This is a genomic window from Sediminispirochaeta bajacaliforniensis DSM 16054, from assembly GCF_000378205.1.
GTDB classification, from domain to species: Bacteria; Spirochaetota; Spirochaetia; order DSM-16054; family Sediminispirochaetaceae; genus Sediminispirochaeta; species Sediminispirochaeta bajacaliforniensis.
In genome coordinates this window covers 15990-36738 of record NZ_KB899421.1, presented here as the reverse complement: position 1 = coordinate 36738, position 20749 = coordinate 15990, and the positions used below count along the sequence as shown (strand labels likewise).

18 protein-coding genes and 1 other RNA gene are annotated in these 20749 nt (G+C 48.3%); 7 read left to right on the top strand and 12 right to left on the bottom strand.

Features of this window, described 5'->3' with window-relative positions; translation table 11 throughout:
* Nucleotides 1–4287, bottom strand: a complete 4287-nt coding sequence (locus tag F459_RS0115345; protein ID WP_033301874.1) for a translocation/assembly module TamB domain-containing protein — start codon at nt 4285–4287, stop codon at nt 1–3.
* A 167-nt stretch (nt 4288–4454) separates the two neighbouring features.
* Between F459_RS0115345 and tmk the strand changes: the two genes are divergently transcribed.
* Nucleotides 4455–5075, top strand: coding sequence for a dTMP kinase (tmk, locus tag F459_RS0115340; RefSeq protein WP_020613604.1), 621 nt, complete (start codon nt 4455–4457; stop codon nt 5073–5075).
* A 43-nt stretch (nt 5076–5118) separates the two neighbouring features.
* Nucleotides 5119–5688, top strand: coding sequence for a hypothetical protein (locus F459_RS0115335; RefSeq protein WP_020613603.1), 570 nt, complete (start codon nt 5119–5121; stop codon nt 5686–5688).
* Here F459_RS0115335 and queA read toward each other — a convergent pair.
* From queA to lepB (F459_RS0115295), 8 genes are all read right to left on the bottom strand, one after another.
* A complete protein-coding gene (gene queA / locus F459_RS0115330; RefSeq protein ID WP_020613602.1) occupies nt 5682–6722 on the bottom strand; it encodes a tRNA preQ1(34) S-adenosylmethionine ribosyltransferase-isomerase QueA in 1041 nt (346 codons plus the stop codon). The two genes, F459_RS0115335 and queA, sit on opposite strands and share 7 nt — an antisense overlap.
* Nucleotides 6697–7743: a Holliday junction branch migration DNA helicase RuvB gene (gene ruvB, locus F459_RS0115325; RefSeq protein WP_020613601.1), complete on the bottom strand. Its 1047-nt coding sequence runs from the start codon at nt 7741–7743 to the stop codon at nt 6697–6699. Before ruvB ends, queA begins: the two co-directional genes overlap by 26 nt.
* Nucleotides 7743–8351, bottom strand: coding sequence for a Holliday junction branch migration protein RuvA (ruvA, locus tag F459_RS0115320; RefSeq protein WP_020613600.1), 609 nt, complete (start codon nt 8349–8351; stop codon nt 7743–7745). The genes ruvB and ruvA overlap by 1 nt, the downstream gene beginning before the upstream one ends.
* Nucleotides 8348–8851: a crossover junction endodeoxyribonuclease RuvC gene (gene ruvC / locus F459_RS0115315; RefSeq protein ID WP_020613599.1), complete on the bottom strand. Its 504-nt coding sequence runs from the start codon at nt 8849–8851 to the stop codon at nt 8348–8350. Before ruvC ends, ruvA begins: the two co-directional genes overlap by 4 nt.
* Nucleotides 8848–9594, bottom strand: a complete 747-nt coding sequence (locus F459_RS0115310; protein ID WP_020613598.1) for a YebC/PmpR family DNA-binding transcriptional regulator — start codon at nt 9592–9594, stop codon at nt 8848–8850. Before F459_RS0115310 ends, ruvC begins: the two co-directional genes overlap by 4 nt.
* Nucleotides 9595–9659: 65 nt before the next feature.
* A complete protein-coding gene (gene hemW, locus F459_RS0115305) occupies nt 9660–10838 on the bottom strand; it encodes a radical SAM family heme chaperone HemW (RefSeq protein WP_020613597.1) in 1179 nt (392 codons plus the stop codon).
* 4 nt (nt 10839–10842) lie between these two features.
* Nucleotides 10843–11595: a signal peptidase I gene (gene lepB, locus F459_RS0115300; protein WP_245540193.1), complete on the bottom strand. Its 753-nt coding sequence runs from the start codon at nt 11593–11595 to the stop codon at nt 10843–10845.
* Nucleotides 11596–11600: 5 nt separating this feature from the next.
* Nucleotides 11601–12575 (bottom strand): signal peptidase I, encoded by a 975-nt coding sequence (gene lepB, locus F459_RS0115295; protein WP_020613595.1) that lies wholly within the window; start codon nt 12573–12575, stop codon nt 11601–11603.
* Between the two features lie 64 nt (nt 12576–12639).
* Between lepB (F459_RS0115295) and F459_RS0115290 the strand changes: the two genes are divergently transcribed.
* The gene (locus tag F459_RS0115290; protein WP_020613594.1) at nt 12640–14256 is read left to right on the top strand and encodes an SUMF1/EgtB/PvdO family nonheme iron enzyme; all 1617 of its coding nucleotides are present in this window, start codon (nt 12640–12642) and stop codon (nt 14254–14256) included.
* A 17-nt stretch (nt 14257–14273) separates the two neighbouring features.
* Nucleotides 14274–14732 carry an SsrA-binding protein SmpB gene (gene smpB, locus F459_RS0115285; protein WP_020613593.1) on the top strand — a complete coding sequence of 153 codons (459 nt, stop codon included), beginning with the start codon at nt 14274–14276 and terminating at the stop codon, nt 14730–14732.
* A gap of 26 nt (nt 14733–14758) precedes the next feature.
* On the opposite strand, the gene F459_RS0115280 is transcribed toward smpB, so the two are convergent.
* Nucleotides 14759–15886, bottom strand: a complete 1128-nt coding sequence (locus F459_RS0115280; protein ID WP_020613592.1) for a diacylglycerol/lipid kinase family protein — start codon at nt 15884–15886, stop codon at nt 14759–14761.
* A 98-nt stretch (nt 15887–15984) separates the two neighbouring features.
* Between F459_RS0115280 and ssrA the strand changes: the two genes are divergently transcribed.
* From ssrA to F459_RS23280, 3 genes are all read left to right on the top strand, one after another.
* Nucleotides 15985–16340: a transfer-messenger RNA gene (gene ssrA, locus F459_RS23475) on the top strand.
* 86 nt (nt 16341–16426) lie between these two features.
* Nucleotides 16427–16975 carry a tyrosine-type recombinase/integrase gene (locus F459_RS0115275; RefSeq protein ID WP_020613591.1) on the top strand — a complete coding sequence of 183 codons (549 nt, stop codon included), beginning with the start codon at nt 16427–16429 and terminating at the stop codon, nt 16973–16975.
* 495 nt (nt 16976–17470) lie between these two features.
* Nucleotides 17471–18433, top strand: coding sequence for a helix-turn-helix domain-containing protein (locus tag F459_RS23280; protein ID WP_020613590.1), 963 nt, complete (start codon nt 17471–17473; stop codon nt 18431–18433).
* A 304-nt stretch (nt 18434–18737) separates the two neighbouring features.
* Here F459_RS23280 and F459_RS23275 read toward each other — a convergent pair whose 3' ends face one another.
* Complete coding sequence (locus tag F459_RS23275; protein ID WP_169517956.1) at nt 18738–19433, bottom strand: SUMF1/EgtB/PvdO family nonheme iron enzyme; 696 nt, start codon at nt 19431–19433, stop codon at nt 18738–18740.
* 103 nt (nt 19434–19536) lie between these two features.
* The gene (locus F459_RS0115260) at nt 19537–20721 is read right to left on the bottom strand and encodes a hypothetical protein (protein WP_020613588.1); all 1185 of its coding nucleotides are present in this window, start codon (nt 20719–20721) and stop codon (nt 19537–19539) included.
* Between the last annotated feature and the right edge of the window lie 28 nt (nt 20722–20749).

Below are 20749 nucleotides of genomic sequence, written 5' to 3'. Positions count from 1 at the left end.
TCAATACGAAAAGCTCCATGACAAGCCCAGACTGGTATTGTCAAGAGTGTCGATAGGATTCTCGAAATCCGGTTCTATTGCCAATTCCAGAAGAAAAAGAGGCGTTTTCCACTCCAGGCTGATTTCGGAATTGATGTACAAATCGTTTTTATTCACAATTTGATCCGTAACCTGATTTGCCTGAATTTGTAGTGTTCCCTGTATAAACAGATCATTGCCAAAGTACTTTCCCAGAAAGATCGTGGTGTTGTCAAGGTATTGACTTAGATCGCTTCCTTCATAGTCTTCATTTCCCAGGGCGCTGCCTAACCTGTCAATAATTAAATTCTGAATCATTTGGGTCCGAATAGAAAACAGATCAACATTGAGAACATCTTTGACTCTGGATTCAAAGGTCCCGATGATACCCAGCTGGGTTACCAGTGAACCTGTAAGGGCAAGACTGGTTGTGAGGTCTATGGCCTCACTTCCGATCCTGCTCGGCAGCGAAGCTCCGAGAATTGTAATGATTTCAGCATCGCTCATGGCAGGATCAGAGCTGAATTTTGGTTCGAATTTACTCAAAGGCTGATCATCCACCGTTAGATAGATTTTTAAGGGCTTACCATCATCATCGATCTCACGCAAGACAGCCTCTACAGATAGCCTCGGATCAAAACGGTCCGCGTTTTCATTGAACTCAATATCACCCTTTGTAATGAGGAAGTTTCTTTGGAGGTAGGAAATTTCTCCACCTTGAATCCCTATGGAACCCTTTAGTCCGAAAGAACGTTCGGCCGAATCAAATCGGATGATGACCGATTGTTCGGTTTCCGCAAAGCTTCTCAAAATAGGAAAGTTTATCGTCGGCCAAAAGAATTCGACTCGTTTACCGCTTGTAATCTTCAGGTCAAGAGTGAAATCGCGCTTTCTTCGTTGTTTTGTCTCCTGATTGCTCTTTGTTTTTTGGTTCTGCTTATTTTGCAAGGTGATAGAGGCATCATTCAAGACAAGATCACCGGAGAGGTTCAGGGTTGTAGCAGATCCTGAGATTTCGAAGATACCGCGGGTATAGCCGGTTACATCTACGCCACCTCCGGAAATAGCATACTCGGTTTTTACACCATTCTCTCCTTCCGGACGTATGGTGATGCTATAATTTCTGGGAAGCCATCGTTCTATTACCAGGCCGAGGGAAACATCAAGGGTGGCGTTCCCCGATCGAATGGGCTCGGCAATGAGCGATACCTCTTTATCGGTCATACGCACATAGGCATCAAAGAGAGAAAGTTCGTTCGGGAAAAGGGAGCTGGATGCCCTTGCCTCTTGGATGGAGATTGCTCCCGAAAAGGAAGGATCATTGATTGACCCTTCGATATGCAGACTTCCTTCGGCCCTTCCGTCGTGGAGGGCAAAGAAACCGATATCGGCAATACCGTCCAAAAGTGACAGATCGGCGGACTCAAGTGAAATGTCGGCGGAGATTTCTTTTTCAACCAGGTGGCCGTTTACGTTGCCAACTATGGGCAGTGGGTCGGAAAGGCCTAAATAAAAATCTCCTCCCTTACGATAATACCCGTTGATTGCCTCTTGCGGTCCTCCTGTAACGGAGATAGTACCTTCTTCTTTTTTGAGTTCGTAGTGTTGAGAATCCATGGTCCCGTCGGAGGTAAGAATAGGATCCAGAGTTACTCCCATCGAGAGCGGTGATTGAGCGATGTCGGCTAATGCCGAAAGTCGATTGACCGGGGCTGTTTGCCCCTCAAGTAAAAATCCAACCGACTGCAATTTTTTTTGATAATAGGGGCGATATTCACCTGAAAGGGTAATGTGCCCGTCATTGAGCATGAGAAGGCCTGATATTTTCTGAAAAATATGATTTCCAAAGCGTCCCCGTCCGTACTTGAGCTGAAGCTCACTTCCTTTTTTTTCAGCCCGCACCTCAAGTTCCAGGGGTTTGTCGGCCTGTTGCCCCTCTGCCAAGGCAAGATCGACCGAAAAATCCGGATCACGATAGGGGCCCTTTGCAATAAGTTTTCCGGATATTTTCCCTTGTGGTTTCTTTATTGTAAATCTGGAAAGCGGTGCATTTTGTATGTCGAAATTTGCGGAAAAGCCGTTGGGATCCAAAGAAAAAGCCCCGAGGTAGGTTTCTTCATTTTTCGGATCGCTAAGCGATACCCATCCCTGCGCTTTCAGAGGACTATTATCGGGATAAGAAGCACTTATCGATCCCCGAAGCGGTGCTCCTTCCCTTTGATAGGAGATATTGGTAAGAAAAGCGGCGTTGTTTCCTATGCTACCCGATCCTTCGAAGGCAAAAAACGATGTAAAACGAAACGTATCCACTACGAGCCGCCATGAAGACGGGGACCGATAACGACCGTGGAGAGAGAATGAGAGGTCAGCCGCTTCTTTTAGTTTAATCGGCAGGGGAAAGGCATCTGCTTCCGCCGCAAGATAAAGGCCGTCGTCCTTAAATCGGGCAATAAGACGGCTTCCATGATCTCCGGAGAGGACCAAACTTTTGCCGAAGTTGTAATATGCGGTAAATCCATAGGAAATTTGATTGACGGTGATATCGCTTTCCGCAAGAAGGGCCTGATCCCTGATATAGAAGGTACTGCTTCCTCCTGCGACATAATCACCCCAACGGAGATCAAAGTTCCTTATGGTATGTTCATCGAGAGTTCCCGCGCCGCTGAGGCTTAGATAGTGATCGGCAGATCCATCGGTGATCCTCAGACCTACGACCGAATAGCTCAGTCGCTTCTTGTCTGTGGAAAAAAAGCCATCCATATCAAGATAAGGAGGAGGGAGAAAAGAGGGGATCTCAACCCCTCTCCGCTGAAGTTCGGAATAAAAATTTGCAAGTGGCACTGATTGAATGGAAAGAGAGCTTTCAAGGTAAAAGGAATCTTTCCATCTAAATTCTCCTTCTGCAGCGATATGTCCCTGTTTGTCGCTATTTTCATCCGGAACCGTCATGCGTAGAGAAAAATCGCTGCTTCCGGCCGAGTCAAACGAAAGCCATGTCTCGAGCTTAGAAAGCTTGATATCGTTGTATGAAATATGATCCGATGTAAGAACCAATCCATCTCGATTATACGAAAGGCGCCCCTTCCCAGAAATAAGATTTTCGTCAATGGCCAAACGACCGATATCAAAATCCAAATCAAAAACGAGGGGGGAAAACAGCGCCGTACCTGAAAGACGAAAATCCATATCCGAAGATGTAACACGCAAAAGGTCTATTTTCATTCCCTTTTCATCACCAGTTGCCGCAATCTGAACATGATGATTGAGGGGAAATGGCAATTCAACCCCGGAGATATAACGCAACTGCGCGGCCATATCCGTCGAATACGTCAGCCTGGAATGATTCTTATCGTATCGTACCTCCATTTTACCGCTGTAACTATTGCGCAGCCAAGGGTTAATCGAATCATAATCCCCCCGAAGGGATAGAAACGATGATGGGACAAAGGCCTCTGATAGAATTTCAAGCTGTGTGGCAGACTCGGAAAAATCATGACGCAGACTAAGGTCGAGGGGAATACGATCCGCCGCTTTCTCAACAATGAGTGTTTCGCCATCCAGGCTGGCATGAAACCGTACCGTAGGAATCGTCATGAATGGAGACTGGAGATCACGAAGACCGATGGTGACTCCTGCAGTGTCACTACTTTTCCACGTTCCCTCCGCCGTGATCAAAGCCTGAAAGGGGGTGGCAATGGAAGCTTGTTCGGCTCCTTTCAGTGAAAACGTAATCCTGCCTCTGGAAGAAAAATGCGGAGACTGCCCGCCCTGCAATGAAAAAAAGAGGTTTTCTACCGACAATGAGAACCTACTGCTACTATAGTCGATATTGACATTGTTTCCGCGTATGGTTAAATCGGGAACCGACGGAAGCCGAGGCGAAGGTGCCGCCGTGAGTGAGGTTTTGCTTTGTGGTTTATCCGAAGAGAAAATGGAAAGAAGCTTACTATCCTTTTCGGCATCGATATGAAGGGTTGTATTAACAAGAATTATCTTGCTGACGGCACCTTCGATGTCCCCTCGTAGCAGACGAATGATATTGTATTTTACCGAAAGACGCTGAAGACTCAGAAGAGTATCCGAGCCATCACTCATTCGTGCATTGAAAATTTCCAAACGAACCAGGATAGTGGGCCTGATGCGTTCATAATTGATGGTATATCCGAATCGTTTCTCAACCGCGGCTATGGTTTGTCTCTGCCATGACTCCATGAGGGTATCAAGACGCCGCTGAAGAGGGAAAAACAGAGCCGTCGTTGCCGCTACCAAAAAAAGAAAAACGGCAATTGTATGGAGTTTTATTGAGAACGTAATCCCTTTCAGTTTCCTAACCCTGCAAGTACGGGAGATATATCCCTTCTAAAGATATTGCCAATTCTCCCTCTTTTCCATCATACATTATCGACAAGAGATGGGAAAGCGGGTAAGGTTTCGTCATGAAAGAGCAGAAAATTCTTAGCGGATACACGGTATTCGAGGGCCTCGATGGAGCCGGAACCACTACTCAAGCCTTACTCCTTGCCGATCGCTGTAAGCTGAAGGGAAAAGCGGTACAGCTGACCTTTGAACCGACCGCTTCCGAGATCGGCGTAGTCATCAGAAAGGTCCTCGCCGGGCAGCTACCATACCATCCCGAGACTCTTGCCCGACTCTTTGTTGCCGACCGCTATGAACACCTCTTTGGAAAAGGCGGTATTCTCTCATGGCTCGATAAGCATATAGCTGTCATTGGAGATCGTTATCTTTTTTCGAGTTTAGCATATCAATCCCTTGATGTCGATTTCGACATTGTGTATGAGATAAATAGCATTTTCCCCCTTCCCGAACGGCTGATCTATATAGACCTCGCTCCCGAAGAGTGCGAACGCCGCATGTCGGATCGTGATCAGCGTGATATCTTCGAAACTCTTGCTTTACAGGAACGGGTGCGTGAACGCTATGAGCATACCCTTGACCTTTATGCCAAGAGAAGGATGAAGATTCATCGTCTCGACGGAACACTTGCGAAAGAGGTGCTTGCCGAAAAAGTGTGGAGTATTGTGCGCGACGGTCGATAATAAGCATATGAGGGTGCGATGTTGCTTTCTATGCCTAATTCTGATGATCTTTCTTCCCGTTGCGGGATCGGCCTACAAAATAGAATTTGCTGAACAATTCTACCGCCTCTATCACCAAAATCTCTACCGTTATCCCGAAGAGTATCAGGAGAATATCTGGTACCTGGAACGGGCCTTACGCTCTCCCTTTGCAAATCCCCTGAACGCACTGGCCCGTATCGACGACAGAAAGGAGTGGCAGCGCTACCGAACGCTTTTTTATATGCATGTAAACCTGGAGCTGGTGAAACAGTATCGGGGACTTGCATCGAAATACGATAAACGGGAAGCCTATTTTTACAACTATCCCTGGAAATCTGCAAACCTCGACTCCTTGGAGACTGCCGAAAGCTGCTATAAGGCCGCCCTTTCCTATTGGAAAGAGGCGCTAACCTGGTGGGCAAAGCTTCACACCGTCGACTATGTGCACCTTGATGAGGTCGAAGAATGGGAGGATGAAGTCTACCGCATCGATCAGGGAGAGCTGGACTACGGTGAGTTTATCGCTCTGGACCTTGCACGTCTTCAGAAAGTAAGAGACGCCTTTGAAAAGATGGATCAATCCACCTATTGAATATACATTGCATCACCATAGCTGAAAAAACGATATCGCTCTTTCAATGCCTCGGCATAGGCGGCATCTATCAACGCTTTTCCGGCAAAGGCGCTGACCAGCATCAGGAGCGTCGACTTCGGGGTATGAAAATTGGTAAAAAGGCGATCTACCACCTTGAAGGTATAACCGGGGTAGATGAACAGCTGTGTTTCGGCACTTCCTGCCCGTATGCAGCCATTTTCGGTATCCCAGGCAGATTCAAGGGTCCTGACCGATGTGGTTCCCACCGCAACGATCTTTCGCCCGTCGTGCTTCGCTCTATTAATCGTATCGGCTGCATCTTGGGAAATCTCATAACGCTCACGGTGCATTTCGTGATCGGTAATCTCTTCGCTGCGGACAGGGAGAAAGGTCCCGAGGCCCACATGAAGCGTTAGCCGGGCCACGGGGACAGAGCGGTTTTTCAAGGCCGTAAAGGTTTCCTCGGTAAAGTGTAAGCCCGCTGTAGGGGCCGCTACCGATCCTGGATGCTGTGCATAGACGGTTTGGTAGCGCTCCTCATCCAGTTCGGTATCTTCCCTTCTTATATAGGGCGGCAAGGGAATATGGCCGTTGACCTCGAAATATGCATCATCTATGGGGACGGAAAAACGGACCCGACGATACGGCCCTGTGCTGTCCCCGTGCGCGGCCTCGATGATACCTTCTATGCCTTGAGGAAACAGGAAACGCTTGCCGGGACGCTGCTTTTTTGCCTTTGAGACCATTGCAGTCCAAAGACACTGATCCTGGGAATCGGGATGAAGGAGGAGAAATTCAACCGTTCCCCCGGTCTCGGAGCTGCCGAATAAGCGTGCTTTACGAACCTTTGAATCGTTTATAACAAGCAAGACATCATCTTCCACAATCTCCGGAAAATCCGAGGTGTGGAGGTGACGAAAGGTTCCGCTTTTTCGGTCGACGACCAGCATCCTGCTTGCCCCCCTCTTTTTCGACGGGGTTTGTGCTATTAATTCTTCGGGAAGATCAAAAGAGAAATCGCTGGTCTTCAACCTTCTTACTCCTTCCTGTGTTTGGGTCTATACCAAGATGTCGATAAGCAAGAGGAGTCGCCGTTCTTCCCCGGGGAGTACGCTGGAGGAAGCCTCGTTGGATAAGAAATGGCTCGTAAAAGTCTTCAAGGCTTTCCACTGCCTCGCCGACGCTGATGGCCAGGGTTTCAGCACCCACAGGTCCTCCGTCGTACTGTTCGATAATGGTACGTAAGATTTCTCTGTCATGCTTTTCGAGCCCGAAATGGTCGATCTCCAGCCGCCTCAAGCCTTCTGATACGATTCCGGCATCGATAGAACCGTTTCCAAGGATCTGGGCGAAATCACGCATTCTTCGAAGTAATCGATTGGCGACCCTCGGCGTTCCTCGTGAGCATTGTGCGATGGCGGCAACCGCATCTTCGCCGATCGAAACCGACAAAATCGATGCGGAACGGGCGATGATGGCCTTTAAATCCGCCTCGGTATAGAAGTCCATTCTGACCGTGATGCCGAAACGGGAGAAGAGGGGCCCTGTTACCTGTCCCGCTTTCGTAGTGGCTCCGATAAGGGTAAAGGGCGGAAGAGGAATCCGTATGGTCCGGGCCGCGGGGCCCTGCCCCACAATCCAATCAATCTCGAAATCCTCCATGGCAATGTAAAGCATCTCTTCGAGGGCCGGTTTGAGCCTGTGCACCTCATCGATAAAAAAAACATTACCCTCGCCAAGGGTGGTGAGAATACCTGCGAGGTCCTTGGGCTTCTCCAGGGCCGGAGCGCTGGTTACCTTGAATTCGGCTCCCATCTCATTGGCGAGAATTCCGGCAAGGGTCGTTTTACCCAGTCCCGGGGGACCTGAAAGAAAAACATGATCCAGGCTTTCCTGCCGTTCCTTTGCCGCCGATATAAAAACCGAAAGATTTTCTTTAAGGGCCCGTTGCCCCTGAAACTCCTTCAGCCGCTGAGGACGAAGTCGTCCCTCAAGGGCATCCTCTTCGCGATACTCGGCTTCAAGAAAGGAGTCTGGATTATTATCGGACATTAGCTGCTTAGCCTCACAATTGCCGCCCTAAAGAGCTCTCGTTCAAGCTTTTCATGATCATGTTCAAAGCGCTCGGGCTCTAATTCGTTCAAAGCCGCCTTTAAAGCCTTTTCTGCAAGCTTACGATCGAATCCCATACCGTTAAGGGCTTCCACAAGCTCCTTGAAGGGAAGGCTCTCATCTCCTGCTTCCCCCTCTTCTTCCGCAGGCGTAAGCTTACCACGAAGGGCGAGAATAATCTTCCCCGCACTCTTTTTCCCGACTCCGGGGATGGAGGAAAGCAGATCCACATCTTCGTTTTCAAGGGCGGCGATAAAACGGTCGGCTTCCATCCCCGATAAAATCCTTACTGCTTGTTTGGGACCTATCCCCGATACCTTTAAAAGCTCGCGAAAAAGGTTCCGTTCCTTTTTTGATGCAAAAGCAAAGAGCAACATGGCATCTTCACGATGGATAAGGTGAACAGGAATTTGTACGGTTTCCTTTGAGGAGGCAAATTTCATTGCAGCCGATGAGGTGGCTTCAAGGACCCATTCGATTGCCCCGGTGGATAAAAAGAGCACGGTACCCTGCCTTCCCGTTATCGTGCCCGTCAAGCTCTCTATCATATATCCCTCCGCACTCCCCGTAATGACGAAAAACGAAAACTTGCATGAGTTAATGCTGCGGCCAAAGCATCAGCCGCATGATCCGGTTTGGGAATTTCCGTCAATCCAAGCAAGAGCCGAACCATTTCCTGAACCTGCCGTTTCTCCGCCCTGCCGACTCCTGTAATCGTCTGCTTGATAAGCGGCGGAGAATAACTTTCGGTTACAATGGAATGCTGCTCCAGCACAAGCAACAGCACCCCTCTTGCCTGAGCGACAGGAAAGGCGCTGGTAATATTTTTTGCAAAATAGAGTTCTTCGATTCCGCAGCATTCGGGTCGATACTGTTCGACAAGGCTCTTTACGGCATCGTAAATTGCAGACAAACGGAATCCGACTTGCTCTTTCGCTTTTGTTCGGATGGCACCGTGATCGACATGGCGGAAACGGTTACCTTCGGCCTCTACGACTCCCCAGCCGGTCTCGGCAAAACCGGGATCAAGGCCGAGTATCCTGGTCATTCTTCGTCCGGGTCGAAGCCTTCGGGAATATCCAGGTTTGTCGCCACAGACTGAACATCATCGTGGTCATCCAGTCGTTCGATAAGCCTGAGAGCCTTTCTGGTCTTTTCCTCATCAAGGGTGACGGTCGAATCGGGAACCTTATTTACCTCAGCGAGCTCTTCTTCAAAACCTGCAGCCTGGAGGGCCTTCAGAACCGGTTCAAAATCCTCCGGAGCGGTCATGACTTCGATCGAGTCTCCCTCGGTGGAAACATCTTCCGCTCCAGCCTCCAGGGCAACCTCGAAAATTGCCTCTTCGGTGTAGCTCTCCGCAGAGTAATTGATGATACCTTTGCGTTGGAAAAGATAAGAAACACAACCCGATTCCCCGAGGTTCCCACCGCCTTTGGTCAGGATACTTCGCACATCCGCAGCAGTTCGGTTTTTATTATCGGTAAGAGCATCAATGAGAATCGCTACGCCGCCAGGGCCGTATGCCTCATAGGCCAGTTCAACATAATCGACCCCTTCGAGATCTCCTGTTCCCTTCTTAATGGCGCGCTCGACATTGTCCTTCGGCATGTTTGCGCTTTTGGCTTTTAGAACGGCGGTTCTGAGCCGAGGATTTGCTTCGGGGTCGCCTCCGCCCATTCGGGCCGCAACAGTAATCTCCTTGATGATTTTTGTGAAGGCTTTTCCCCGTTTAGCATCGATGGCACCCTTTTTATGCTTGATCGAAGCCCATTTACTATGGCCTGACATATACTCTCTACTCCTTAAAAAATGCTGCTTTAAAATAAAAATCTATCACGCCCGAAAATGCGCTGTCAAGATCGATTCTCGGGCCAGGTGATATCAAGTTCTACAAGGCAATCAAGAAGAAAACGGTCTAAAAGGTCGAGCCCCTGATGTGTAAGTCCCATCCTTCCGTTTTTCATGAACAAAAGTCCGCGCTTCCGGTAATCGGTAATGGTCTTTCTGATGAGTCGAAAAGGATGGTCGGGAATTCCAGTGCCGGAAATCATGCTTTCATCAACACCTGCTACCAGACGAAAGCCTGTCATGAGAGCTTCGGTAAAGCGTTGTCTATGCGAAAGAATTTCTTTCATATAACGCCCCTTTCCGGTACAAAAACGCAGAGCCCTCCCGTCAGCAAGCGGCAGGGTCGATACCGCGCCGCTTCCAAGCCCAAGATAGGGGCGCAGATACCAATAGCGTAGATTATGCTTGCTTTCACAACCCTTGCGTGCAAATGCCGAAACCTCATATCGTTTAAAACCCGTTTTTTCGGCTGTTTCGACGGCGTGCTTAAAGAGACGAAGATAATCTTCATCCTGCGGCGCACGACGAAGCCCCTGGGCTATCTTTCTTGCAAGAGGAGTCCCCTCTTCAATGGTGAGTTGGTAGATAGAAAGGTGATCGGCTCCAGATTCGACCGCTGTTTCGACGATCTCATCGATGCTTTCGCTTTTCTGGCCCGGAATACCCGCAATGATATCAAGGGAAAAGCGTCCCTTCCAGCGGGAGGAAAGCACGCTAAGGGCGTTTAAGGATTGCGCCCTGCTTCCGCTTCTGCCTATGGCCCTAAGGTCCCGGTCATTGAGCGACTGGAGGCCGAGACTGAGACGGTTGATCTTGTAGCTTTCCAAAAGCTCAATGAGATCGTCGGAAATATCTCTTGGATTGGCTTCCATGGTATACTCACCTTCGAAGGCAATCCCCTCTTTTTTTATGAGGTTTGCAATGATACTCAAAAGCCTTTCAAGACGATCCAATCCTATCGATGAGGGTGTGCCTCCGCCGATATAGATGGTTTCTAGGCTCCTGCACTGTAATCGGCGAAGCCATCTGGAGCCCATGGCTTCTATCAGACGGAACTCCCTCTCAAGCAACCGGTTATCAGGCCGACCGTGATGGGGAATACTGAAAAAATCACAATAGTCACACTTATCGAAGCAAAAAGGAACGTGGATATATAAGGAAAGATCGTTAACGGAAAGATTCATTGCTTTAATGAAGGGAGAAGCGCGGCCAATATGAAAACAGCACCTTTGCCTGAATCAGGGGAGCCTTTTGTACCCCCCACAATCTGCTGTCGGAAAAAATCGTTCGATTGTCATTTACAATGAAAAAATCCTCATCACCCAGTGTACGAGCATCCATTTCATTGGAGAACGGTAAGTTCCGATCCCAGCCTTCGGGAAGAAGCTGATGTTGTGTCCGATATTCTTTTCGAATTGCCGTATGTTCTTCAAAAAAATTGCTTTCACCTTTCTTTTTTACCATGATGATACCATGATCAATTTTTACCGTATCGCCAGGCCTGGCAATGATTCGTCCAATGGCAAGTCGGGCATCGACGGGATCTTCCGAGAAAGGCAGTCTGTGACTCTGTTCTCCCGTTATAAAAAACCATAGCTCCGAGATAATATTGATCCACCATGGATTGGTTTCCGAAACAGGTGTCTGATAAAGCACCATTTCACCGTAGTTCGGTAGCCGAAGTTCAGGGAAACGCATTGACGTAAAGGGAATAAAACCACCATATAAAAGGGGCGTGGCAAGTACTCGTTCTCCTTTTTTCAATGAGGGCTCCATGGCCTCTGTCCGTACAACATACGAAGAAAGTAAAAACGACGTGAGGATTATTTTCGCAATAAAAAGGAGAAGAAGAAAACGAATGATACGTCTGATCGCTTTTCGAAGTTTACTTTCCGGACGATAACTTCGGTAATAACGCAAAGCAGCAGAACGTTTACTCATTCCGATCACCGAATGGCTCCGATCCTTCCCAAGGGCCAATACTTGAACATTGCCCGACCCAACACTTTTTTCAACGATACAGGCCCAAAATAGCGGGCATCCCTTGAGTTGTCACGATTATCACCCATGGGGAAAATCCACCCCTTTGGAATATACCATCCGGTTTCCTGCTGCCTCCAGGCTTCTCCATAGCGGGATTCCCCGGGATAAGCCTGGTAGAGAACCCTTAGGCGAGCTTTCATCTGCTGGAACATATCGGTGGTGGTAGCAGGGCCGCCATCCACCCGCTGCGAGAGTGAAGCAGGAGCCGCCAAGCCGATAAGACCGTAGGCTTCCTGCATGGCGGAGGCTTCGATCGCCGGGTAGTCATCGGCTGCAATCATTCTACGGGTGGGATCGTCATAACCGGCAAGCGTGCGAAACTCTTTCTCCGGAAGGTAAGAAGATAAACCTTTCGGTTTTATGTACACCTCTCCGCGGTCAACGGTGATGCGATCCCCCTCGACGCCAACGGCACGTTTGATGAGAAAATGAGGACGAGGTGCACCGCTGGGATCGCTATCGATATCGACAAGAGAAAATGTCAACATATAAATGATACGTTGAAAAACATCGAATACACTACCCTTGGAAAGGTAACTGGGGTTTTCGAAAATAATAACTTCGTTTCGCTTCGGTTTAATAGGACTGGAAAGCTTAGCGGTCCCGGGAACTAATTCCGGTCCATAAATAAGCTTATTGACAAAGATACGATCTTTGATCAACAAGGTATCGATCATTGAACCGGAGGGGATTTGATAGGCCTGAAAAAGATACTGGTTAATCAACAAGACAACCATGGCGGCCCATAAAAAGGCCTCGATCCAGTCGACTATAACATTTTTTTTTGCCTGTTTGGCCTGTCGTGCAAGATGCCTTCGTTTTCTCCAGGTCAAATAACGTTCCGTCGTGCGTTCAACCGAATCGATCCATCGTTCCATAAACAGCAACCTACCACAACAGAGCATCGTTGACAAGCTCACAGTCGACAGATACTCTTGTGCCATGAAAGGTGAAAAAGGGCCGGATGAGAAGCCGGTGGAAGTAAAACTGCCAAAGGTATTCGGGATCCGTCCTGGTGTATATCTTTCGGTGATCTACGCGTTGGTTGTAATCGCACTACTCTTTGTACTGCTCCTCCTTCCCGGTATAAAAAATCCCGGTGAAAAGGTTACCATTGATTCGCTCCCTCCTGGTGCCGCGGTTTTGCTGGATGGCCGTTATATAGGTGCTACTCCCCTTACGGATTTCATCAAGAAAGGATCGCATAGCCTGATCTTGAAAAAGAAGGGATATCAGTTTGACGAACAGGACTTGATAACCGGAGGCCGGCTCTTTGCTTCTCTTTTTGCCCCGAAAAAATCACACTATGAGATACAATATCGCGTAGTTGACAGCGATGAAGTTTTTGCCGATCTTTTCTCCCAGCTTTCAGGCTACGCCCTTATCGACACCTATCGCGAAAATTACCAGGCCCCTCCGCTCATTACCCCTGTTTTTTCCGATATGGTAAAAATCGGTACGTTCTCGACCGAGGACTTGTATGATATGTTATACAAGCTCACACCCAATATTAGCAATGAAACGATACTCCATGATTTTTATTACGCCTTTATCCTTCTGAAAAAACATGATGGAATCGAATTTGCTTCAGAACGTGAAGGCCTTTCTGTCTTAATAAAAGAGGCGGCCGAAGCTACGGGAGTTGATCCTGGACTGCTGGAACTTTCCTTCGGAAAGGCGGAAAAACCTGAGGCCGTGAGGGTGAATTATTCCGACATGAAGCGCGCCGGAGGAACAATCCTTCGTGATGAACCTCGGCCCGAACCTTCAAGCCTGAACCTCGGCGGAATCCGTTTCGCGTCTGTCTCCGGAGGAAGCTTCATGGCAGGTGATCCCTCGATGACCGGTCCCACCCTTCCCTTTGATCGGGCCGCTCGTGATAGCCTTCCCATCAAGGCTTCGGTATCTGGCTTTTACATGGCCGCACGAGAGGTCACCGTTGGAGACTATCGTGCCTTTTTGCGTGAGCATCCCGAATGGACACCGGAGAAGCGTGATAATCTTATGGCCTCAGGAGCGGTGGACGAGGAGTACCTTTCGGACTGGGCTGCGAGAGGAAGATTCTCCGATCTGCCCGATGATACCCCCCTTTCGGGGGTAAGCTGGTTTGCCGCCCAGGCATTTTGTCAATGGCTGGAAGATACACTTCCCGCTTCCATGCGTGATAGCTGGGAGGTTCGACTCCCCAGTGAGACGGAATGGGAACTTGCCGCTTTGCGAAACGGAACCCCGAGGGCCGTATTTGCCGATACGGAAGCGCAGGTTCTACCTGCACGTTTTGAGCGACAGGGGAAATTGGGGATCGCGGATCTTGAAGGCAATCTTTGGGAGTGGACAGCCAACTGGTATCTTCCCCTCGACCGGCTCTACCAGGCGTCGGGAGTAACACTTGATCTTCCGAAGGGCTGGAAGGGGGCCGAGCGTGTTGTGAGAGGCGGTAGCTGGGCCAATCGAAGCGATCTCGTTTCTATATATGAAAAGGCTAGTCAGGAACCGCAATGGTGTACCCCCTTTCTCGGATTTCGTCCGGTCATTGCGGCGAAACCTACGGGGCAGTAACGGAGAAAAAGGAACACATGGACGATAACAGCATAAAGCAGCTGGCAAACAATCGAAAGGCTCGATTTCTCTACACAATCGAGGAGACGCTTGAATGTGGTATAGAGCTTAGAGGAACCGAGGTTAAGTCGCTTCGCACCGGAAAATTCTCCTTTACCGATGCCTACGGAAAGATAGAAAGGGGACAATTTCACCTCTGCGGTCTTCATATTAGCCCCTACGCCTTCGGAAATATCTACAACCATGACCCCGATCGTAACAGGCGTCTACTTGCCCATAAACGAGAAATCGAGAAGCTGCGTCGGAAAGTGGACGAAAAGGGCTTTACCTTGGTGCCTTTACGATTTTATCTGAAACATGGCCGGGTAAAAGTGGAAATGGGCCTGGGGAAGGGTAAAAAGCTACACGACAAACGGGATGCTATAAAGCAGAGAGACCTCCGCCGGGACGCTGATCGGGATATTCGGGACAGATAGCCTTTTGGGCCTGCGCAACGTTCATGTTATTCGGAAAAGTCCGGATGAAACTTCCTATAAAAGGTTCCGGGAACCAGGAAGCGCATCGCTTTTGGACAGACCGTCACCTTGATTGAATAGCCATCTCCTGTCGGATCCGGGCCTGCATTTTTTAGTTCTCCGTCGATGTGGTAGCGGAATGGATAGGAGCCACGAATGAGCACAGATGAAACTTCATAGCGTTCTATTACGGGTTTGCCTTTTTTTATTAATTTCTTGTTGATTTTATCGTGTTCGCCCTTCCAGAGGAGAATGCTGTTTTTTACGATTGAAAGGTGGTCCTGAAAATTAAATAGATAAAGATCGATTTTTCCGTCGTTGCAGACGACGTCGGGACAGACCTTGAAGAGCTTTCCGTAATAGGGCCGGGTCCCCACCTCCAACATGGGAACCGGCGTTTTTCGTTCCAAGTGATCGAACGGAAATTCCGCATTGACCCGGTACCCGCGGAAGGCATATTTTCCATCCGAGAGCATAATGTTCAACGGGCGTTCGTCAAAACCTTCCCCGAAAGTTTGTAAAGCCGCCCTGAAATAGTTCAACAAGCCCGGACGAGGGTGGCCCGCTTGTTTACCGCTTCGCCGAATTTTTTGATTGCGATATTCAAGGACTTTTGCATCGAAGCCTAATCCTACCAATTGCCCATATTCAACATGTTCTTGTCCGGATTCAAAGCTGGTCACCGATAAAAGGTCCACCGGTTCGACATAATCATTTGCCACACTCTCGGCGTAGGTCATGAGCTGGTGTTTGAGTCGGAAGGGCACCTCATAGGAGTCCTGTATACCGTTACCGCTGCCTCCCCGTAAAAAACCGAAGGCCTGGGCATCGTTGCGAGGCGCATTATCGCTGCACAGTTGTTCACTCCGGTCGACGAGGGTATTTATGGTGTCGTGTGCGGTACCGTCGCCTCCCCAAACCAGGAGATAGCGTCTGTCTCCCTGCCTGAATTCCCGGATGCAGCGTATGAAATGGTCCCGACTTTCGCTTTCTATGATTCGTGCAAAATTCGAATGCCGCAAAATTTTCCGTAAAAGCTTTGCATATTGCGGATAACGACTTGGATTGATGACAAGCTCACACTCCGCAAAGTTACCGTCTTTGATAGCGTTCATACCAGTTATAACGTATGCAAAAGTCTAAGGAAGGGCAATTCTTTTTTCCCGCCACTTGATTTTCCCGGTAAAGCGGTGTATTTTCAAACAGGTTATAGGGGGGTGTTCCGGTTTCGACTGTCGGATGTACACTCACCGGTTGCAAGCGGAGGTGCCCTTCTCCTCCTTAATCCAGGGCAAACTGTATAACTGCCAACGACGCAGATTACGCATTAGCCGCGTAAGTCGGCTACGGGCCCGTATCACGATGTCCTTAGGGATACGGTAGCTTGTAAGAAAGTGGGACTTACCCTTTTTGTTCGGCTGCGGCCTAAAGGGGACATTTTAGCAGTCTCAGGTCGGCTGTGGTTTGTTTTGTCACCGTATGTCTGCCGAAAGTTAAGACAAAACTAAGCTTGTAGATACTTGTGGGTTGCCCGGTAGGACGCGGGTTCGATTCCCGCCACCTCCATGGCTAAATGTTGATATATTAAGTATTTAGATCTATGATACATCCAGTGTAAGCAGAATAGGCTCAATATCTGCCCTGCTCTATGGAGGATGGTCAAGCCTTTATCGGTCGACAAAAATAGATACGGAGCCTTGAGTATAGATGAAGTGGAAAAACTTCTCGAAGACTCGGGAATATCAAGCGACAAAGATCGAATCTACTATACAGCGATGAAAGTAGCTTTTATGGCGGGCTTGCGAATCGGCGAAGTATGTGGACTTTTCGCCGATGATGTTATTGACTCTGAGATTGTCCGGGGAGATAAAACAGTTATGCTCTCTTATCTCCAAATCTCAAAGCAGTACCATAGCAAGCTTAAAAAGCGAATGCCGGTGGAAGATAAAGGTGTGAGGGAAATCCCAAATATGCCAGAGCTGAGAGAGTGGATGTACAAGAGAATGGACGAGATGGGGATAGAGCGAGACGAAAGGAATATAACTTTTCATTCAGCTCGGCGATTTCTCAATACCCTGCTACGTCATAACGGAGTATCTGACGATGTGATACGGAAATTCACCGGACACGACTCGCAGGAGATGACCGATTATTTTTGCCGGAGCATTTACGGCAAATTGCGGAAGCTCAGAAAAATTTTTTGACAAGCAAAGTCGGGGCATAGAGCCTCGGCAAAGTAACTTAGGAGATAGGCCTCTCCCATGGGACGGGTGAAAAACGGATCATATGGAACGGCTTTCTTCAGAATTGTAATAACGAAAAGTTATTGCGTGTTCTCCTTGGCTAAAAGCAGCAATCGCCAAGCGACTGTTGGTATACCTCTCTCCCCCTACCCACTTTCTAATTGTGCGGGGGTTAACACCTGCAATTTTAGCCGCCTGCGAACCTGTTAAGGCTTTTTCCTTGAGTAGTGCCCTAAGCTTATTGGGTGACGGTGCTGTATTTTCGACAATTGACTATTCCGAGTTGTCAGGATAATTATATGAGAGTTCACCCGTCTTTTTTTATTGCCCTATGATAATCCCGAAGGTATGGATTGCCCAATTTTAATAGAAGCGGATTACATATCAAATGTTCAGGAAGATCAGTGTAAAAGTTTTGTTTTTCTCTGTAACTGCAGTATATTATAGCTGGAATATATGTTTGATGAACAAATAACTTTAATTACTAAAGAGATCTCAAAAAGACAGCGATTTGATGCTTGGTATGAAGCCGTTAACCTGTCCCATATGGGTTGGAACCTCAATGAGGGCAATGATGAGATCGATGCTGATCTCCGCATGCGAGGTCTCGGACGTTTTATGTTGAGCAGCTGCCGCTGTTACTCTCCCTGCAGCGGCAGCCGGTCGTCATCTCAGGCAATAAAAGGAAATTCCGCTTATTATGGTATCCTTACAGTACAGAAGGGTAAGGAGATCATCACCCGGCGGGGGATACATCAAAGGGTTTCTGATAGTGATATCTATCTCTGGGATACTAGCGAAGCCCTCTCTTTCCATTCATTTACTGAAATTGCGAAAAACACTTTATTCGTAGAGAAAGTATTTTTGGAAGAGCTTTTTCCCCAGGTAACCCAAATGGTGGGGAAGGTATTCAACGGGAGGGAAGGACTTGGACCGTTTATTCATTCAAATCTGATGACTTTAAGCAGCCGTATGGATGTCCTCGATCGAAACACGGCTTCGGTAATTACTGATACTACTCTGGAACTCCTGACAACCTGGCTTCTCCGCCTAAATCCGATGCCCCCTCAGGCTTATAGATCGGAACTGTTTAATCAGATAGCCTCCTATATCGAAAAAAATCTGGATGATCCTGATTTAAATCCCGGAAAAATCGCAGAGACCTTCGGGCTCAGCCTTCGTTCTCTTCACCAGCTCTTTTCTTCTACCGAGACTTCCGTTTCACGGATGATTCGTCAGCAGCGCCTGGAGCGCTGCCGACAGGAAATCATCAAAAGCCGGAACACAAACCGGACAATAACCGATATAGCCCTGCGGTGGGGCTTCAATGATCCTGCACATTTTTCCCGGTGCTTTAAAGAGCTATTTAACGTCAGCCCCAGCCGTTATCTATCCTCCCTTCGAATAGAGAACGGCTGAAGCCTAAGAGATCATCAGTTTGCTGTTCTTGCAAAACGGAAGCCCATCTCATTATTCTCGTAGTATAGGGCGGTTTCCGACAAATCGCCGATTTACAAGCTTCTACTTGGGAAATTCCAGCTGCCGCCCCGAGGTATTCGATAGCTATATTTCTTTTGCCTCGTTCAAAGCAATACTCCCACACATTACCGCTCATATCATAATATCATAAAGCCCCAGGGCATTGGGCATTTCCACTCCGGACCTCCCCGCCCTTGTTTCCTGCCGTTGCCACTGCGTGAGAACTATACTTGTTGTTAATAACTCAATTACGAGAATACCAGGCATAATTGCCAAAGACCTCAGAGAGTTCCTGTCCTCCAAGAATATCTCCATCATCATAACAGGCACCGGAATCATCACCGCTCGCATGGTCTCCGTAAGTCCAGCGTGTACCGTCCCGATAGCGTGCCGCGCACTCATATGCATCGGAAGTCAGAAGCCTGAAACCGTTGGCTGTGGAGCTTGCTGCAACTCCATCGCAGGCTGCGGCGTTGCTGTCTCTGGAATCACGGATAATCGTATTTGAATAGGTGTACACACAGTCATAGTCTGTTCCAGCGTTAGCATTATACCATTCGGTAAGAGCATTACACCAAACGATACTGTCCCGCCAGTTTATCATGGTTACCGGATGCTTTTTTGTATCTTCAGGGCTGCCGTCCCCCTGAGTCCCGACGTTGGCAAAAAAGTACTGTCCGTCTCCTGGGGCCCCTCCGCTTCCGCTTGTCGCCCACTGGTACACCTTTTCCCACAATTCATAGCTTGTCTCAGTATCTGCGATTTGGAAGGTGTGAGAAACGGTGGCTCTGCCATCGTCATTAACGCCGATGGGAAAGGTCAGGCCCCGCCAGGCACATGAAGTAAACGACACACCTTCGGCTTTATAATTCGTCGAATTTACGACAGACTCGTCTCCGGTATCCGGCTTATCATTAACTGGATTAAGGGCATGCGTCATTACCAAGGCAAGCATTATAATCCCTAAATAGACTACTATCCTTTACATTTCTTACTCCTTGATTTCTTTTATCGCCGAACCCGGGTTTACCAATCATTGCATATTACTTATATCGATAGATGGAAGCTGACCCTTTGTAGTTCTCTGCACCCCATGCTCCAATGATCAGAGCTGTGTTATCCAGTGCGGCTTTGTAGTAATAATCCTTTTCCGATCCGTTGCTGTCTGCGAGTTTTTTGGCAAAATCCCAAGTGTTGCTTCCGGTTCTACTGTACCTATAGACAGCTCCCTGAGAACTATTGCCACCGATGACTGCGTTTTCAGCTCCCACCAGAATGGTGTCGCCGCTGATGGCCACAGTTCCGAAATTATCACCGGGCGCACCGTCCGGGGCGGTCAGCTTAGCAGGTTTTTCCCAGATGTTACCGCCGCTGGACCGTTCGTATACGAATGCCGCTCCCTGGCCCTGGTCGCCAAAGGCGGTGTCCCCAACGATCAGATACCCATCGTCCACAGCAACACTTATACCGAAATCACGATTATTGCTTTTCTCGGGGACAGCTATAACATATATATTTCCCCAGGCATTGTCCCCATACCTTTCATATACATACGCTCCTACGAGATCGTTCTCATAAGCACCTATAGCAAGAGTATCTCCATCAAGAGAAATTGAGTAACCAAATTTCTCAGCTCTCGATTTGGTTGATTTCAGGATTGTTTCACTGGGATTGCTCCATCCATTGCTCCCTTTCTTATACACATAGACGGATTCACCAGTGTATGTGCCAATGGCGGCATAGTCTCCGTCCAGAGAGACAGAAAGCCCAAAGTTGATTTTTGACGTAGCATCACTTGGATTAAGAACCTGTCTGTTGCCCCAGCTGTTTGTACCAGTCCTTTGATATATATAGGCCTCGCCTATATTGTGATTGCCATATCGGCAACCCACCAAGACATAATCACCGCTGATGGAGACCGACCAGCCGAAGCCATTGTCAAACCCCGTAAACTCCAGCTGGGTTCCATTGTCCCAGCTGTTTGGACCGGTTTTATGGAATACATAGGCCGTTCCGGCGTAATGGTCATATCCCCTAGCCCCTACTACCGCATAGTCTCCCTCGATATCCACGGAGAATCCAAACATATCTTCGGTGCTTCCGTTGGCTGCACTTACTTTATACCATAATGACTCGGCTGTGTCCGTATCATTTCCAGTGGGATTCTTGCATCCTATAATAACAAGCAGTGGAATTATTAAAAAAAACAGATAATTTTTACGAACCAATTTATGATCCTCCTTAAAATTATAGATA